The sequence below is a fragment of the Betaproteobacteria bacterium genome (genome assembly GCA_009377585.1).
Classification (GTDB): domain Bacteria; phylum Pseudomonadota; class Gammaproteobacteria; order Burkholderiales; family WYBJ01; genus WYBJ01.
In genome coordinates this window covers 17,738-30,973 of record WHTS01000026.1, presented here as the reverse complement: position 1 = coordinate 30,973, position 13,236 = coordinate 17,738, and the positions used below count along the sequence as shown (strand labels likewise).

Annotated in this window: 15 protein-coding genes and 1 pseudogene (1 of these 16 running past the window's edge); 3 read left to right on the top strand and 13 right to left on the bottom strand. The window is 65.3% G+C overall.

What is annotated here, in order from left to right; translation table 11 throughout:
* Together ftsE and rpoH are read left to right on the top strand one after the other, a co-directional pair.
* Positions 1–911, top strand: a pseudogene (gene ftsE, locus GEV05_10990) (cell division ATP-binding protein FtsE); it begins 1,054 nt to the left of the window's first position.
* Between the two features lie 96 nt (positions 912–1,007).
* Positions 1,008–1,868: an RNA polymerase sigma factor RpoH gene (gene rpoH / locus GEV05_10985; protein ID MPZ43912.1), complete on the top strand. Its 861-nt coding sequence runs from the start codon at positions 1,008–1,010 to the stop codon at positions 1,866–1,868.
* Between the two features lie 83 nt (positions 1,869–1,951).
* On the opposite strand, the gene GEV05_10980 is transcribed toward rpoH, so the two are convergent.
* The 4 genes from GEV05_10980 to GEV05_10965 form a co-directional block, all read right to left on the bottom strand.
* On the bottom strand, positions 1,952–2,524 hold the full coding sequence (locus tag GEV05_10980) for a redoxin domain-containing protein (GenBank protein ID MPZ43911.1): 573 nt from the start codon (positions 2,522–2,524) through the stop codon (positions 1,952–1,954).
* The gene (locus GEV05_10975; protein ID MPZ43910.1) at positions 2,524–3,417 is read right to left on the bottom strand and encodes a protoheme IX farnesyltransferase; all 894 of its coding nucleotides are present in this window, start codon (positions 3,415–3,417) and stop codon (positions 2,524–2,526) included. Before GEV05_10975 ends, GEV05_10980 begins: the two co-directional genes overlap by 1 nt.
* Positions 3,418–3,508: 91 nt before the next feature.
* The gene (locus GEV05_10970; protein MPZ43909.1) at positions 3,509–4,054 is read right to left on the bottom strand and encodes a hypothetical protein; all 546 of its coding nucleotides are present in this window, start codon (positions 4,052–4,054) and stop codon (positions 3,509–3,511) included.
* Positions 4,055–4,058: 4 nt separating this feature from the next.
* Positions 4,059–4,772, bottom strand: a complete 714-nt coding sequence (locus GEV05_10965) for an SURF1 family protein (protein ID MPZ43908.1) — start codon at positions 4,770–4,772, stop codon at positions 4,059–4,061.
* 56 nt (positions 4,773–4,828) lie between these two features.
* Here GEV05_10965 and GEV05_10960 point away from each other — a divergent pair, with 56 nt between their 5' ends.
* The gene (locus GEV05_10960; protein ID MPZ43907.1) at positions 4,829–5,032 is read left to right on the top strand and encodes a twin transmembrane helix small protein; all 204 of its coding nucleotides are present in this window, start codon (positions 4,829–4,831) and stop codon (positions 5,030–5,032) included.
* 125 nt (positions 5,033–5,157) lie between these two features.
* Here the strand turns inward: GEV05_10960 and GEV05_10955 are convergent, their stop codons facing one another.
* The 9 genes from GEV05_10955 to bioF all read right to left on the bottom strand — a co-directional run bounded on the left by GEV05_10955 (position 5,158) and on the right by bioF (position 13,154).
* Positions 5,158–6,015, bottom strand: coding sequence for a cytochrome c oxidase subunit 3 (locus GEV05_10955; GenBank protein MPZ43906.1), 858 nt, complete (start codon positions 6,013–6,015; stop codon positions 5,158–5,160).
* 44 nt (positions 6,016–6,059) lie between these two features.
* Positions 6,060–6,299, bottom strand: coding sequence for a DUF2970 domain-containing protein (locus GEV05_10950; protein MPZ43905.1), 240 nt, complete (start codon positions 6,297–6,299; stop codon positions 6,060–6,062).
* A gap of 5 nt (positions 6,300–6,304) precedes the next feature.
* A complete protein-coding gene (locus GEV05_10945; GenBank protein MPZ43904.1) occupies positions 6,305–6,859 on the bottom strand; it encodes a cytochrome c oxidase assembly protein in 555 nt (184 codons plus the stop codon).
* A 124-nt stretch (positions 6,860–6,983) separates the two neighbouring features.
* The gene (ctaD, locus tag GEV05_10940; GenBank protein MPZ43903.1) at positions 6,984–8,573 is read right to left on the bottom strand and encodes a cytochrome c oxidase subunit I; all 1,590 of its coding nucleotides are present in this window, start codon (positions 8,571–8,573) and stop codon (positions 6,984–6,986) included.
* Between the two features lie 42 nt (positions 8,574–8,615).
* Positions 8,616–9,806, bottom strand: coding sequence for a cytochrome c oxidase subunit II (coxB, locus tag GEV05_10935; GenBank protein MPZ43902.1), 1,191 nt, complete (start codon positions 9,804–9,806; stop codon positions 8,616–8,618).
* On the bottom strand, positions 9,803–10,273 hold the full coding sequence (locus tag GEV05_10930) for a DUF2244 domain-containing protein (GenBank protein ID MPZ43901.1): 471 nt from the start codon (positions 10,271–10,273) through the stop codon (positions 9,803–9,805). Before GEV05_10930 ends, coxB begins: the two co-directional genes overlap by 4 nt.
* A gap of 111 nt (positions 10,274–10,384) precedes the next feature.
* Positions 10,385–11,119 (bottom strand): dethiobiotin synthase, encoded by a 735-nt coding sequence (gene bioD / locus GEV05_10925; protein ID MPZ43900.1) that lies wholly within the window; start codon positions 11,117–11,119, stop codon positions 10,385–10,387.
* Positions 11,116–12,015, bottom strand: coding sequence for a malonyl-ACP O-methyltransferase BioC (bioC, locus tag GEV05_10920; GenBank protein MPZ43899.1), 900 nt, complete (start codon positions 12,013–12,015; stop codon positions 11,116–11,118). The genes bioD and bioC overlap by 4 nt, the downstream gene beginning before the upstream one ends.
* Positions 12,012–13,154, bottom strand: a complete 1,143-nt coding sequence (gene bioF / locus GEV05_10915) for an 8-amino-7-oxononanoate synthase (protein MPZ43898.1) — start codon at positions 13,152–13,154, stop codon at positions 12,012–12,014. The genes bioC and bioF overlap by 4 nt, the downstream gene beginning before the upstream one ends.
* Positions 13,155–13,236: the final 82 nt, after the last annotated feature.

Here is a 13,236-nt window from a genome sequence, read left to right as displayed (position 1 = left end):
GCGTGAAATCCTGGCTCGCTGCCCACCGCTATGCCGCTCGGCGGGCGCTCGCCCGCTATGCCCGGCGCCCGCTGGCGGCCTTGTTCGAATCGGGCGTGCTCGGGATCGCGCTGGCGCTGCCGCTCGCCTTCGTGCTCGCCGTGGAGAATGTCCGCAGTTTTGCTGCGCGCCATCCCGCCACGCCCGAAATGTCGATCTACCTCGCGCTCGATGCGGCTCCGGCGGAGATCGAGCAGGTGGCCGAGCGCCTGCATCGGATCGAAGGTGCGGACGTGCGTTTCATTTCGCGGGTGGAAGCTTCGAAGCGCTTGCGGCAATCGGCTGCGCTGGCCGATGTCCTCGACGCCCTGCCCGACAATCCGCTTCCCGACGCGTTCACGCTGCGCCTGGCCGCCCTGGACACGCGCCGCCTGGACGAGCTGCGCAGCGAGGTCGCGGGCTGGCCGCGAGTCGCCCGGGTGCAAGTCGACTCCGACTGGGCGCAAAAGCTGGATGCGCTGGTTCGCACCGGCTGGCTTGCCGCAGTCGGCCTGGGGGGGCTGCTCGGACTCGCCATGCTGGCGGTGACATTCAATACCGTGCGCTTGCAAATGTTGCAGCAGCAGGAGGAAATCGAGCTCTCCCGCCTGATCGGGGCCACCGACGCCTTTCTGCGTCGTCCTTACCTTTACTTTGGTGCGCTTCAGGGTTTTTTCGGTGCGGCCATCGCGCTTTCCCTGATCGCTGCGATCCATGCTCTTGTCTCTCAAGAGTTCGACAATTTATCAATTACTTACGGAACGATGCTGGAATTGCAGCCGTTGCCCTGGGCAAGTGCCGGGAGCGTTCTTGGCGTGGGTGCCGCCCTGGGTTGCGCGGCCGCCTGGCTCTGTGCAACCCGGGCTGCCAGGGCGCGCGAGTTGCGCCGCTAAGCCCATGGTGCGGAGCCGCATTGGCGGAAACTTTTCGCGCCTGGCACTCTCAATATTAGAGTGCTAACATTTGCGGCGCATTTGAGGAGCGGAACAATGACTGGTCTTGTTGCCCTGCCTACCCCCTCCGGCGCGGGAAGCCTGGAGAGCTATATCCAGACGGTGAACCGCTTTCCCCTCCTGACCCAGGAGGAGGAAACGGCCTACGCGCGCCGCTACAGCGAGCACGACGATCTCGACGCCGCGCGCCGGCTGGTGCTTTCGCATTTGCGGGTCGTGGTGGCCATCGCACGCGGTTATCTCGGCTACGGCCTGCCGCAGGCGGACCTGATCCAGGAAGGCAATATCGGCCTCATGAAGGCGGTCAAACGCTTCGATCCGGAGCGCGGTGTGCGCCTGGTGTCTTTTGCCATGCACTGGATCCGGGCCGAGATCCACGAGTTCATCTTGCGCAACTGGCGCATCGTCAAGATCGCGACCACCAAGGCGCAGCGCAAGCTCTTCTTCAATCTGCGCAGCCTGCGCCAGGGGCTCGGCACCCTCGGCGACGCCGAAGTCAGCTCGATGGCGATGCAGCTCGGCGTGAAGAAGCAGGAGGTTATCGAGATGGAAACCCGCCTGGGCGGGCAGGATATCGCCCTGGAACCGGTGGGCGACGATGCCGACGAGGGCTTGAGCCCGATCGGCTACCTGCGCGATCCGGCGGCGGAACCGTCCAAACTGCTGGAAGATGCCGAGTCCGAGCAACTGCGCAAGGAAGGGCTCGCGGCGGCGCTCGAGTCGCTCGATGATCGCAGCCGGCGCATCATCCAGGCCCGCTGGCTGCGCGAACAGGATACCGCGACGTTGCACGAGCTGGCAGCCGAGTTCGGGGTATCGGCCGAACGCATTCGCCAGATCGAGCAAAAAGCCATTGTGCGCATACGCTCGGCCATGGGCGAGCTGGTGGCGGCGTAACGCGCTTCACCACAAAAAAGCAGGCATCCACCCCGAAAGAAGGCAGGGATCGTTTCCCTGCCTTTTTTCTATCCGCAATCCGTTCAGAGCAGCAGCCGGATGTCGTGGACGAGGTCCTCGACCGGCTGATCGTGGCGCACGAACAGTCGCACGCGGCCTTCGGGATCGAACACGAACGTGCCGGAGGAGTGGTCGACGGTGTATGTCTCCGGCGTCTTGCCGGGCTGCTTCTGATAGACGACCTTGAACTCCTTGGCCGTGCGCGTGATCGCGGCCGCATCGCCGGTGAGACCGACGAAATGCGGATCGAACGCCGGCACGTAGCGCGACAGCACCTCGGCCGTATCGCGCTCGGGATCGACCGTGACGAACAGAACCTGCATCCTGTCCGCAGCGTCCCCGAGGCGCCTGGAAACCTCTGCGAGCTTGGCCAGCGTTCCCGGACATACGTCCGGGCAGTGGGTGAAGCCGAAGAACACCACGACCACCTTGCCGCGGAAATCGGCCAGGCTGCGCGCTTTGCCGTCGTGCCCGGTGAGCTCGAGCGTGCGGGCGAATCCGGCGCCCGTGATGTCGGTCGCGTGGAAGGTTTCGGGCGCGCATCCGGCCAGAAAACTCACCGCGACGAGCAGTGCCGGCAGCAACCTGGCGCGCATTACAGCGGCAGATAGTGGTCGGTGAGCAGCGCCGCGAACAGGGCCGACAGGTACACGATCGAGTACCGGAACGCCCGCCGCGCCAGCGCGTCGCTGTAATGCGTGACGATGCGCACCGCGTAGGCAAGATAGATCGTATCCAGAACTAGCGCGCAGGCGAGGTAGAACGGGCCGCTCATGCGGGTGGCGAACGGCAGCAGCGTCACTGCAGTCAGGATGATGGTGTAGAGCAACACGGAAAGCCGCGTGAAGCGATCGCCATGCGTCACCGGCAGCATGGGCACGCCCGCCTTGGCGTAGTCGTCGCGGCGGTAGAGGGCCAGCGACCAGAAATGCGGCGGGGTCCAGGCGAAGATGATCAGGAACAGCAGCAGCGCATCATGGCTCACTTCGCCGGTGACCGCGGCCCAGCCCAGAACCGGCGGCATCGCGCCCGACGCGCCGCCGATGACGATGTTCTGCGGCGTGAGCGGCTTGAGCACCAGGGTGTAGATCACCGCGTAGCCGACGAACGTGGCCGCCGTGAGCCACATGGTGAGTGGATTGACCAGCTGGTACAGCAGGAGCAGCCCGAGGCCGCCGATCACGCCCGCGAACAGCAGCGTCTGGCCGCTTGTGATCGTTCCGCGTGGCAGCGGGCGGCGCTGGGTGCGCAGCATGACGGCGTCGATCTTCTGCTCGACGAGGCAGTTGAACGCCGCCGCGGCTCCGGCCACCAGCGCAATCCCGATCGTTCCGAACACGAAGGGCTCGAGCGGCACCGCACCCGATTGCGCGAGCAGCATCCCGATCATCGCCGTGAACACGATCAGCGATACGACGCGCGGCTTGGTGAGCTGGAGAAATTGCTGGGCTCGCCCGCTGCTGCGATGGGAGACGGCGCTTTCGGACATGGGGATGAGGTGAGTTGAAATGTAGCGACGATCAGAGGTTGAATTCTAGCATCTCACTGCGCGCATCGGCCTCGCACCGAGTCGGCGCGCGTCAACCGACGCTGGAATACTTGAGGAGCCGGCCAAGGTCGCGGATGATGCGCCGCGGCTCCGGATTCTCCGGAAAGCGCATCATGACGTTCCCCAGCGGATCCACCAGGTAGATGTGGTTACGGCGAGTGCCTTGAGGGCCGAAGAGCTCGAGAATCGGTTCGGCCTGCGCCTCGACGAACCAGGTGCCGGCATAGTCCTGTCCCAGGCGTGCATCCGGTGTCCGGCTGTCGTGGATCAACCAGACGCGCTCCACGCGGCGCAGCTCCTCACCCTGCGCCTGCCGCACCTGGCGGATCATCCACAGCTTTTTCTCGCAGTCCGGCGAACAGGCGCCGGAATCGATCACGACGAGCAGCCAGCGTCCGCGCAGCTGCTGGAGGTTGAACGGCTTGCCACCGACGAGCGTGAGGGGCGCGTGCGGCAGCGGACGCGCCTCGATCAGCGTGCCGTAGTTGGTATGGTCTTCGGGCACCCAGAACCAGTACAACAGGTACGAGCCCACGACCGGCAGCAGCGCCAGCGCCCCTATGCCCAGAAGCTTCAGCCGGTTAACGTTTCGCGGGGTCACGGCGCAGGGCAAACCAGACGTAGGCGACTGCGATCAGCACGGCGAACGCGAACCACTGAAACGCGTAGCCGCGGTGCACGTTGATGCTGCGAGCGGGTGTCGGCCACTCGCGCGCGAGACCGTCGCCGGTGTCGTTCGTCTGCTGGATCATGATCGGCTGCAGCGCATACCCGGTATGGGCGCGATAGCGCTCGAGCGTCAGGTTCTGCCACACCTGTCCTTCGACCCGGTCGTCCGACAGCTCGTAGATCTTGCGCCCCGGGACGACGGCGAGACCTGCGACGAGAACCTCCCCAGCCGGCGTGTCGATCTCGGGCAGCCGCGCGCGATCTCCAGTCCCCCGTACCCAGCCCCGATTGACCAATACGTGCATCTCCCCACCTGTGAGCGCGAGCGGCATGATCACTTCGTAGCCGGCGAAGCCGGAGCGCACGCGGTTGTCGAGCAGGACCATGCCACGCGTGACGAACCGCCCGCGAGCTTCCACCTGGCGCTCCTCCACACTTGCCGCGTCGACCCGAGCTTGGCCGAGCTGGACGGGCGGCTGCTGCGCGGCCGCCTCGCGCGCAACCAGCAGCTCGGATTTCTCTTGAGCTCGTCCCAGTTGCCAGTAGCCGAGCCCGATCGTGGCCGCGACGCCGGCCACAGCGGCCAACGTGCTCCATAGGGAAGGGTTGAATCGGCGCGGCGCCATGTCGCGTTGGATCGCGCAAAAGCCTTCAGTTAGACTGAACGCTCCGCATCCGGGTCATGATCGTGAAGATTCTGGTCATTCTGTTCATGGTATTCATCGCCGGCAGCCTGTTCTCCGCCGGTTTCTTCCTCGTCCGGGATCAGGGTAATTCGGACCGCACGCTACGAGCCTTGACGGTACGCATCGTGCTCTCGGTGTGCGTGTTCGCATTGCTCATGCTCGGGCACTATTTCGGCCTGATCGGCGAGCGGCTGGGCTGACGCGCCCGGTGGCGACGAAAACGCCGCACCCGAGGTGGCGGCACTCTTCGGCGACAGGAAATGCCCCCGACCGGGAACGCCCTCGAACGCCTACGCGCGGGCAATCGCGGACGACGCCACGACCTTCACAGCCAGTAGACGAAGATGAACAGGAACAGCCAGACCACGTCGACGAAGTGCCAGTACCACGCCACCCCCTCGAAGCCGAAGTGGTGTTCCGGCGTGAAGTGCCCCTTCATGCAGCGGGCTGTGATCACGATCAGCATGATCGTGCCGACCGTCACGTGGAAGCCGTGGAACCCGGTCAGCATGAAGAAGGTCGCGCCATACGCACCCGAGGTGAGCTTCAGGTTCAGCTCGCTGTAGGCGTGGCCGTATTCGTAGAACTGAAAGCCGAGGAAGGTCAGCCCCAGCGCGACGGTCGCCATCATCCAGCCCACCAGCGCGCCACGATTGTTCTTCTTCAGCGCCCAGTGCGCCAGCGTGATGGTGACCCCGGAGGTGAGCAGGATGAGCGTATTGAGCGCCGGGATGCCCCAGGCGCCCATGGGGGTAAACTTCTCCGCGATGCCGGGGCCTGAGACCGGCCAGCCGGGCGAGAACTCGGGCCAGAGCAGCTTCTGGTCGATCTCCCCCAGCCAGGGAACCGAAAGCACGCGCATGTAGTAGAGCGTACCGAAGAAGACGCCGAAGAACATCACCTCCGAGAAGATGAACCAGCTCATCCCCCAGCGAAACGAGATGTCGACCCGCTTGTTGTACTTGCCGGACTCGCTTTCGCGCACCACCGTGCCGAACCAGCCGAACATCATGTAGATCAGCACCGCGAAGCCGAGCGCGAGCAGGACGTAGCCAATCGGCAGAAAGTTCACCGTCAAGGCCGCGCCGAAGCCGAGCAGCCCAAGCGCGAGCGAGCCGGTGATCGGCCACTTCGATGGCTCGGGCAGGTAATAGCGCTCGGGTGAGACGTTGACGTTCGCCATGTTCTACTCCTACTCCCGTTTCGCCGGTCAGCCGACCGGGGCAATCAGCTCAGAACGACATTCACCAGCAACAGCAGGCCACCGACGAACAATGCCGCCGCGATCAGCCCAGCAATGATGACCTGCACCGGCGTCAGCTTGACGGATTCGTGATGCCCGCGCCGGCCCACGCCGAAGAAGCCGCTCAGCACCGTCTTGGCCACATCCAACGGATTGGCCCGCCGCTTCGGCGGACCGGCTTCCTTGGCCGCACTCGCATTGCCGTTGGGCTCGGATGCGCTCATCGAGATCATCCCGAAACCCTGCCGGATACGGCGGCAGGGGTCGCCGCGTTCAGCTCGAAGAAGGTGTACGAAAGCGTCACCGTGGCGACTTCCTTGGGCAGCGACGGGTCGACCACGAACACCACCGGCATCTGGCGCGTCTCGCCGGGCTCGAGCTGCTGCTTCCGGAAGCAGAAGCACTCCAGCTTGCGAAAGTAGCCGGCTGCGATCTGCGGGCCGTAGCTCGGAATGGCCTGGCCGACAACGGCCCTTTGCGATTGATTGCGCACTTCGTAGACGACGTGAACCAGCTCGCCCGGGTGAACGCGCATGCTGCGCCTGCCAGGCGCAAACGTCCACGGCAAGCCGCGGGTATTGGCGTCGAACTCGACCGTCACCCAGCGGCTGGTATCGACCTGCGTGTTGGCCGGCGCCGAGTCGCGTTTGGTAAGGCTGTTGAGCCCTGTCACGTCGCAGATGGCGCGGTAGAACGGCACCATGGCGAAGCCGAAGCCGAACATCGCCACTGCGAAGACGGCGAGGCGCACGAGCATGCGGCGGTTTTCCGGTGCTTGCGTCATCCGAAATGAAGAACCTTGTAGACGAGCCCGGCAAGCGAGAAGAGAACGACCAGGCCGATACTGAGCAAGGTGAGCAGCTTCTTGCGGTCACGCTCCTTGTTCATGGCGGCGGCACTCATCGCTGTCACTTCACCACCGGCGGCGTCTCGAAGCTGTGATACGGCGCCGGCGACGGCAAGTGCGTCCACTCCAGGGTATCCGCGCCCTCCCACGGCCTGGCCGGCGCCTTTTCCCCGCTGCGGATCGCCTTCACGACGATATAGAGGAAGAACACCTGCGACAAGCCGAAGCCGAAGGCGCCGATGGAGGAGATCATGTTGAAGTCCGTGAACTGCAGCGCGTAGTCGGGAATGCGCCGCGGCATGCCGGCGAGCCCGAGGAAGTGCTGCACGAAGAACGCCATGTTGAAGGTGATGAACGACAGCCAGAAGTGCCACTTGCCGAGCCTTTCGTCGTACATCCGGCCGATCCACTTCGGCAGCCAGAAATAGATCCCGGCGAAAGCGGAAAACAGCGCGCCGGCCACCATGACGTAGTGGAAGTGGGCGACCACGTAGTAGGTATCGTGCAACTGGATGTCCACCGGCGTGATGGCGAGCACCAGGCCGGTGAAACCGCCGATCGTGAACAGGAACAGGAAGCCGATCGCAAACAGCATCGGCGTCTCGAAACTGAGCGAGCCCTTCCACATGGTCGCCACCCAGTTGAACACCTTCACCCCGGTCGGAACGGCAATGAGGGAGGTTGCATACATGAAATACAGCTGCGCCTCGAGCGGAATCCCGGTCGTGTACATGTGGTGCGCCCACACCAGGAAGGACAGTATCGCGATGGAGGCGGTGGCGTAGACCATCGAGGTATAGCCGAACAACGGCTTGCGCGAGAACGCCGGGATCACCTGCGAGATCACGCCGAAGGCCGGGATGGCGATGACGTACACCTCGGGGTGGCCGAAGAACCAGAAGATGTGCTGGAACAGCACCGGGTCGCCGCCGCCGGCGGGGTTGAAGAAATGCGTGCCGAAGTGCCGGTCGGTCAGCAGCATGGTGACGGCACCCGCCAGCACCGGCATCACGGCCACCAAAAGATACGCGGTGATGAGCCAGGTCCAGACGAACAACGGCATCTTCATCAGCGTCATGCCGGGCGCGCGCATGTTGAGGATGGTCGTGATGATGTTGATCGAGCCGAGGATCGAGGACATGCCCATGATGTGGATGGCGAAGATGGCGAAATCCATGCCCATGCCCATCTGCACGGTGAGCGGCGGATAGAGCGTCCAGCCCGCGGCAACCGCGCCGCCCGGAACGAACATGGAAACGACCAGCAGCGAGGCGGCCGGAGGCAGCAGCCAGAAGCTCCAGTTGTTGAGCCGCGGGAACGCCATGTCGGGCGCGCCGATCATCATCGGAATCTGCCAGTTGGCGAAGCCGACGAAGGCCGGCATGATGGCGCCGAATATCATGATGAGCCCGTGCAGCGAGGTCATCTGGTTGAAGAAGTCCGGGTGCGTGATCTGCAGGCCGGGCTGGAACAGCTCGGCGCGGATGATCATCGCCATCGCCCCGCCGACGAGGAACATGGAGAAGGCGAACCACAGGTACATCGTGCCGATGTCCTTGTGGTTGGTCGTGGTGAGATAGCGCTTCAGCCCCGTGGGGTGATGCGCGTGATCGTCATGCCCGTGCGTATGATCGTGAACCGCTGTGCTCATGGGACAACTCCATACCTGAATCCTGTTCCAGACAGTGGCGCGTCAGCGAGCGACCGCAGCCGTGCCCCTGGACCGGCCCGCCTTGATATCCGCGGGCGATACCATCTCGCCGCTCTTGTTGTTCCAGGCGTTTCGGGTGTAGGTGATGACCGCGGCCAGATCCGCGTCGGACAACTGCGCGAACGGCTGCATGGCGGTCGGCTTGCCGTCGTGCACCACGCCGCGGAGCACGATGTCGATCTGCTTCTCCTTCGGCCCCTTGACCACCGTCGAGCCATTGAGCGCCGGGAAAGTGCCCGGGACACCCATCCCGTTCGCCTGGTGGCAGGCCACGCAGTTCTGGGCAAACACCTTCTCGCCGCGCGCCACCAGCTCGTCCAACGTCCAGGTCTTGTTGGCATCCACCGCCGCTGTATCGGTCTTCGGTTTGTGCTCGTTCACCCATTGCGCGTACTTCTCCGCGGAGAGAACCTGCACGACGATCGGCATGAATCCGTGCTCCTTGCCGCAGAGCTCCGCGCACTGGCCCCGGTACACGCCCTCGCGCTCGGCCTTGAACCAGGTATCGCGCACGAACCCCGGGACGGCATCCTGTTTGGAGGCGAGCGCCGGAACCCACCAGGCATGCAGCACGTCGGCGGCCGTGACCACCATGCGCACCTTGCGCCCGACCGGAACGACCAGCGACTGGTCGACCTCCAACAGGTAGTTCTCACCCTTGGGCGCAGTGCCGTCGATCTGCTCGCGCGGCGTGGCAAGCGTGCTGTAGAAGGAAATCCCCTCGCCTTCGCCGTTCAGGTATTCGTAACCCCATTTCCACTGATAGCCGGTGACCTTGATGGTGAGATCGGCCGCCGAGGTGTCGCGCTGATGGATCAGGGTCTTGCTCGCGGGTATCGCCATGCCGATCAGGATGACGAACGGAATGACGGTCCAGATGACCTCGACCGTGGTGTTCTCGTGGAAGTGTGCCGCCTGATGCCCGGCCGATTTGCGGTGCTTCACGATGGCATAGAGCATGAAGCCGAACACGCCGACGAAAATCACCGTGCAGATCCACATGACCAGCGTGTGCAGATCGTAGATGTCCTGGCCCAGCAGGCTATTCGGCTCCTGCAGGTTGTAGCGGGCATGCGTAGCGGCGGCGAAACACGGCGCAGCCGATGCGGCCAGCAACGCGCCCGTCAAGCACGAGCCGATCGTTTGTTTTTTCAACCCTGAATTTCGTGTCATCGCTGAACCCGCAATAGATCCTGGAGCTGACGGGCTGCGGCCAGGCGAGCCCCATCGCTCAGAAGCGTTCCGAACTCGATCTCCCTGCCGTGGGAGCGAAGTGCGACTTGGCAACTCCACACGTCCTTCCGTACCACCACCTGCGTCCACAGCCGGTTCGACTCGAATCGGCGCATCCGCCCGCGGGTGTTCGACTCCACGATCAAGCGATCGCCCTGGATCGTCACTCGTTCGTAATCGCCGGCATCGCGCGCAAAGCGGCGAAACGCGACATACACAGCGGCCAATTCGAGACCCGCGAACGGCGCGATCGGCCAAGCTCCGATGCTCGCAAACGCCGACGCGATCAGCCCTGAAACGAGGGCGAGGAGCCAGAATGCCCGCCAACGGCCAGCGTCCTGCAGTGAGCAGTTGCGCTTGGCTGTCAGTGAGAATACCGGGTGATCCGCAGCAGAGCCGTCTTGCATGGCACTGATCCGAAACCGTCACAGCACCGCGTGCGTGAGCGAAGGCTGCCTGAGAGCGCTGCGAACTTTAGCACACGGCTCCTTCGAGGCGCAACAAAACCGCTGGAGAATTCAAGTCTTATCGCGCGATGCGGAAGCCTTGGGCGCGAGCCAGTGCGCAAGCCGCGCCGGCTCCAGCGCGCGCTCGAGCGCGCGCCGACGCGCGCGTCGCTCGGCAACGAACGGCACTTCACCCCAGAGCGGCGCGTTCAGGCGCGCAGCGAGGCTTGCGACATTGTCGCGATAGCGCCGCATCGCCGGATCGATCCGGTTCGCGACCCAGCCCGCAAGCTCGAGCCCTCGGTGCTCGATCGCTTCGGCAGTGAGCAGCGCGTGCGAGATGCAGCCCAGGCGCATGCCGACCACCAGCACGATCGGCAAGCGCAGGCGCGCGGCGAGATCGCCCATGTGCGCGTGCGCGTTCAACGGCACGCAAAAACCGCCCGCGCCCTCGACCACGATGCATTCGGCACGCCGAGCAAGCTCCCGGTAAGCCCGCACGATCGCCCCGATCTGCAATTCGATGCCCGCCTCGCACGCGGCAATGTGCGGCGCGACCGGGGGCAGCAGGAGATAGGGATTACGCAATCGATTCGGCACGCGCACACCGCTCGCTTCCGCCAGCGATACCACATCGGCGTTGCGCCAGCGTCCGCGCACACGACGAGCGCCGGCCGCGACCGGTTTCATGCCGACGGCGCGCCAACCCATCCGGCTTGCCATGCGCAGCAACGCGCACGCGACCTCGGTCTTGCCGACGCCGGTATCGGTTCCGGTCACGAACACGCCGTTCGCTTGCCCGGTCACCGCAGGCCTCGCGCCGGCCGGTGATGAAACGCGACCACGGCGCGCCCGTCAGCTGCGGTGCGCGAGGTTTCCGGACGCCATGCATGACCGTAGATCACCTCGAACGTCGCCGGCACGCGACCGTCACGGCGGTACGCGCTGTACGCCGCTTCCATGCGCGCGACGGCCACCTTGGCGGTAAGGCCGGGCCTTCGCCCCGGGTCGGCGTTGCCCGCACTCGCCGCCTTCAACTCGCGCAACAGCGCTTGCACGTCGGGATAGGTCAGCGCGAAATACTCCATGTCCATGACCGGGTCGGCGAAGCGCGCGTGCACCAGCATGTCGCCATAGTCGTGCAGGTCGATGAAGCGATGCACGTGAACGTAGCTGTCCGCCTGGGCGTAAGCCGCACGCAATTCCTTCAGCGTATCGGGCCCCAGGGTACTGAACAGGCACACCCCGCCGGGCCGCAATACCCGATAGAGCTCGGCAAGGGCATCCTGCTGCGCCCCGAGCCACTGCAGCGCCAGGTTCGACCACACCATGTCGAACGACGCGTCGGCGAAAGGCAGCCGTTCGACATCGGCGCAAACGCGCGGCTCCCATGCGCCTGTCATTCGACTGAGACCGCGGCGCCACCAGCCGGCGCGCCGCGCCGAGCGCGCTAACATCCCCAGGGAGAAATCCGCCTCGACCACGACCGATCCCGGGTAGCGCCGGCGCAGCAGGCGAGCGCCATGGCCCGTGCCGCTGCCGGCATCGAGCACACGGCTCGGCACGGCGCGCAGCAGCTCGAGCCGCTCGGCCATGCGGCCGGCCACTTCGTGCGCCAGCGCGGCGGCTGCTTCATACGTCGGCGCGGCCCGATCGAAGCGACGCCTGAGCCAGCGCTTGTCCGGATGCGCGATCTCGCTCACCGCGGCAGCTGGCGCAACGCTGCGAGCAGCCGCTCCACCTCGGCGACGCTATGCGCGGCCGAAAGCGAGATGCGCAGTCGGGCACTGCCGCGTGGCACGGTGGGCGGGCGCACGGCCGGAACGACCAGCCCATGTTCGGCAAGCACGCCCATTGCCCGAGTTGCGGCGTGCGCGCTGCCGAGCACCAGCGGCTGGATGGCGGTGCACGAAGGCAGCAGCGAACCGGGCAGCGTCGGGCGCGCCGCGACCAGCATGGCGCTCAAGCGGGCGAGATGCTCGCGACGCCAATCCTCGCTGCGGATGATCTCCAGACTCTCGAGCAACGCGACCGCGAGCAGCGGCGGTGTCGCGGTCGTATAGATGTAAGTCCGCGCCCTGTTGACCAGCAAATCGACGAGCGCAGCATCGGCGGCGACGAACGCGCCGTATACGCCGGCGGCCTTGCCAAGCGTACCCATGTAGACGATGCGCTCGGACGCAACGCCGAAATGCGAGAGTGCGCCTGCGCCGTGCACGCCCAGCACACCGAACCCGTGCGCATCGTCGAGCAGCAGAAAGGCATCGTAGCGGCTGCACAAGCGCACCAGCTCGGGCACCGGGGCGAGGTCGCCGTCCATGCTGAAGACCGCGTCGGTCACGATCAGCTTGCGCCGCGCGCGCGAGGCGCGCAGAAAATGCTCCAGCCGGTCCAGGTCGAGGTGCGGGTAGCGATGGAAGCGCGCGCGGCTCAGGAGCATCGCGTCGTTGAGCGAAGCGTGGTTGAGCTTGTCGGCGAACACCGCGTCCTCGCGCGTACACAGCGCGCTGATCACGCCGATATTGGCCAGGTAGCCGGTGGAGAAGCACAGCGCGCGCGGATAGCCCGTGAAGCGGGCGAGCGCCGCCTCCAATTCCTCGTGCGCGCGCCCATGACCGTAGAGCAGGTGCGATGCGCCCGCCCCGACGCCGTAGCGCCCGGCCCCGGCCCGGGCGGCCGCGATGATGCGCGCATCGGCTGCCAATCCCAGGTAGTCGTTCGAGGCGAAGGAAACGAGCTCGCGGCCGCCGACCGCGACCCTCGCGCCCTGCTTGCCGTCGAGACAAGCGCGCGTGCGGTAGAGTCCCGCGGCCTGGAGCGCGTTCAGTTCTTCCTCGAGCAAGCGGCCGAACGGAGTCCGCGCAGTTGCTTCGACAGCGTCGTCGAACTTTCGCGCCGTCACGGCGTGCGCGCGCGCCGGTTCG

Excerpts from the sequence above, each read along its gene's own strand:
- GEV05_10980 (MPZ43911.1), bottom strand. The coding sequence starts at position 2,524 with ATGCGCGCCAGGTTGCTGCCGGCACTGCTCGTCGCGGTGAGTTTTCTG.
- coxB (MPZ43902.1), bottom strand. The coding sequence starts at position 9,806 with ATGACACGAAATTCAGGGTTGAAAAAACAAACGATCGGCTCGTGCTTG.
- ctaD (MPZ43903.1), bottom strand. The coding sequence starts at position 8,573 with ATGAGCACAGCGGTTCACGATCATACGCACGGGCATGACGATCACGCG.
- GEV05_10975 (MPZ43910.1), bottom strand. The coding sequence starts at position 3,417 with ATGTCCGAAAGCGCCGTCTCCCATCGCAGCAGCGGGCGAGCCCAGCAA.
- GEV05_10930 (MPZ43901.1), bottom strand. The coding sequence starts at position 10,273 with ATGCAAGACGGCTCTGCTGCGGATCACCCGGTATTCTCACTGACAGCC.
- GEV05_10960 (MPZ43907.1), top strand. The coding sequence starts at position 4,829 with ATGATCGTGAAGATTCTGGTCATTCTGTTCATGGTATTCATCGCCGGC.
- GEV05_10950 (MPZ43905.1), bottom strand. The coding sequence starts at position 6,299 with ATGAGCGCATCCGAGCCCAACGGCAATGCGAGTGCGGCCAAGGAAGCC.
- rpoH (MPZ43912.1), top strand. The coding sequence starts at position 1,008 with ATGACTGGTCTTGTTGCCCTGCCTACCCCCTCCGGCGCGGGAAGCCTG.
- GEV05_10965 (MPZ43908.1), bottom strand. The coding sequence starts at position 4,772 with ATGGCGCCGCGCCGATTCAACCCTTCCCTATGGAGCACGTTGGCCGCT.
- GEV05_10955 (MPZ43906.1), bottom strand. The coding sequence starts at position 6,015 with ATGGCGAACGTCAACGTCTCACCCGAGCGCTATTACCTGCCCGAGCCA.
- GEV05_10945 (MPZ43904.1), bottom strand. The coding sequence starts at position 6,859 with ATGACGCAAGCACCGGAAAACCGCCGCATGCTCGTGCGCCTCGCCGTC.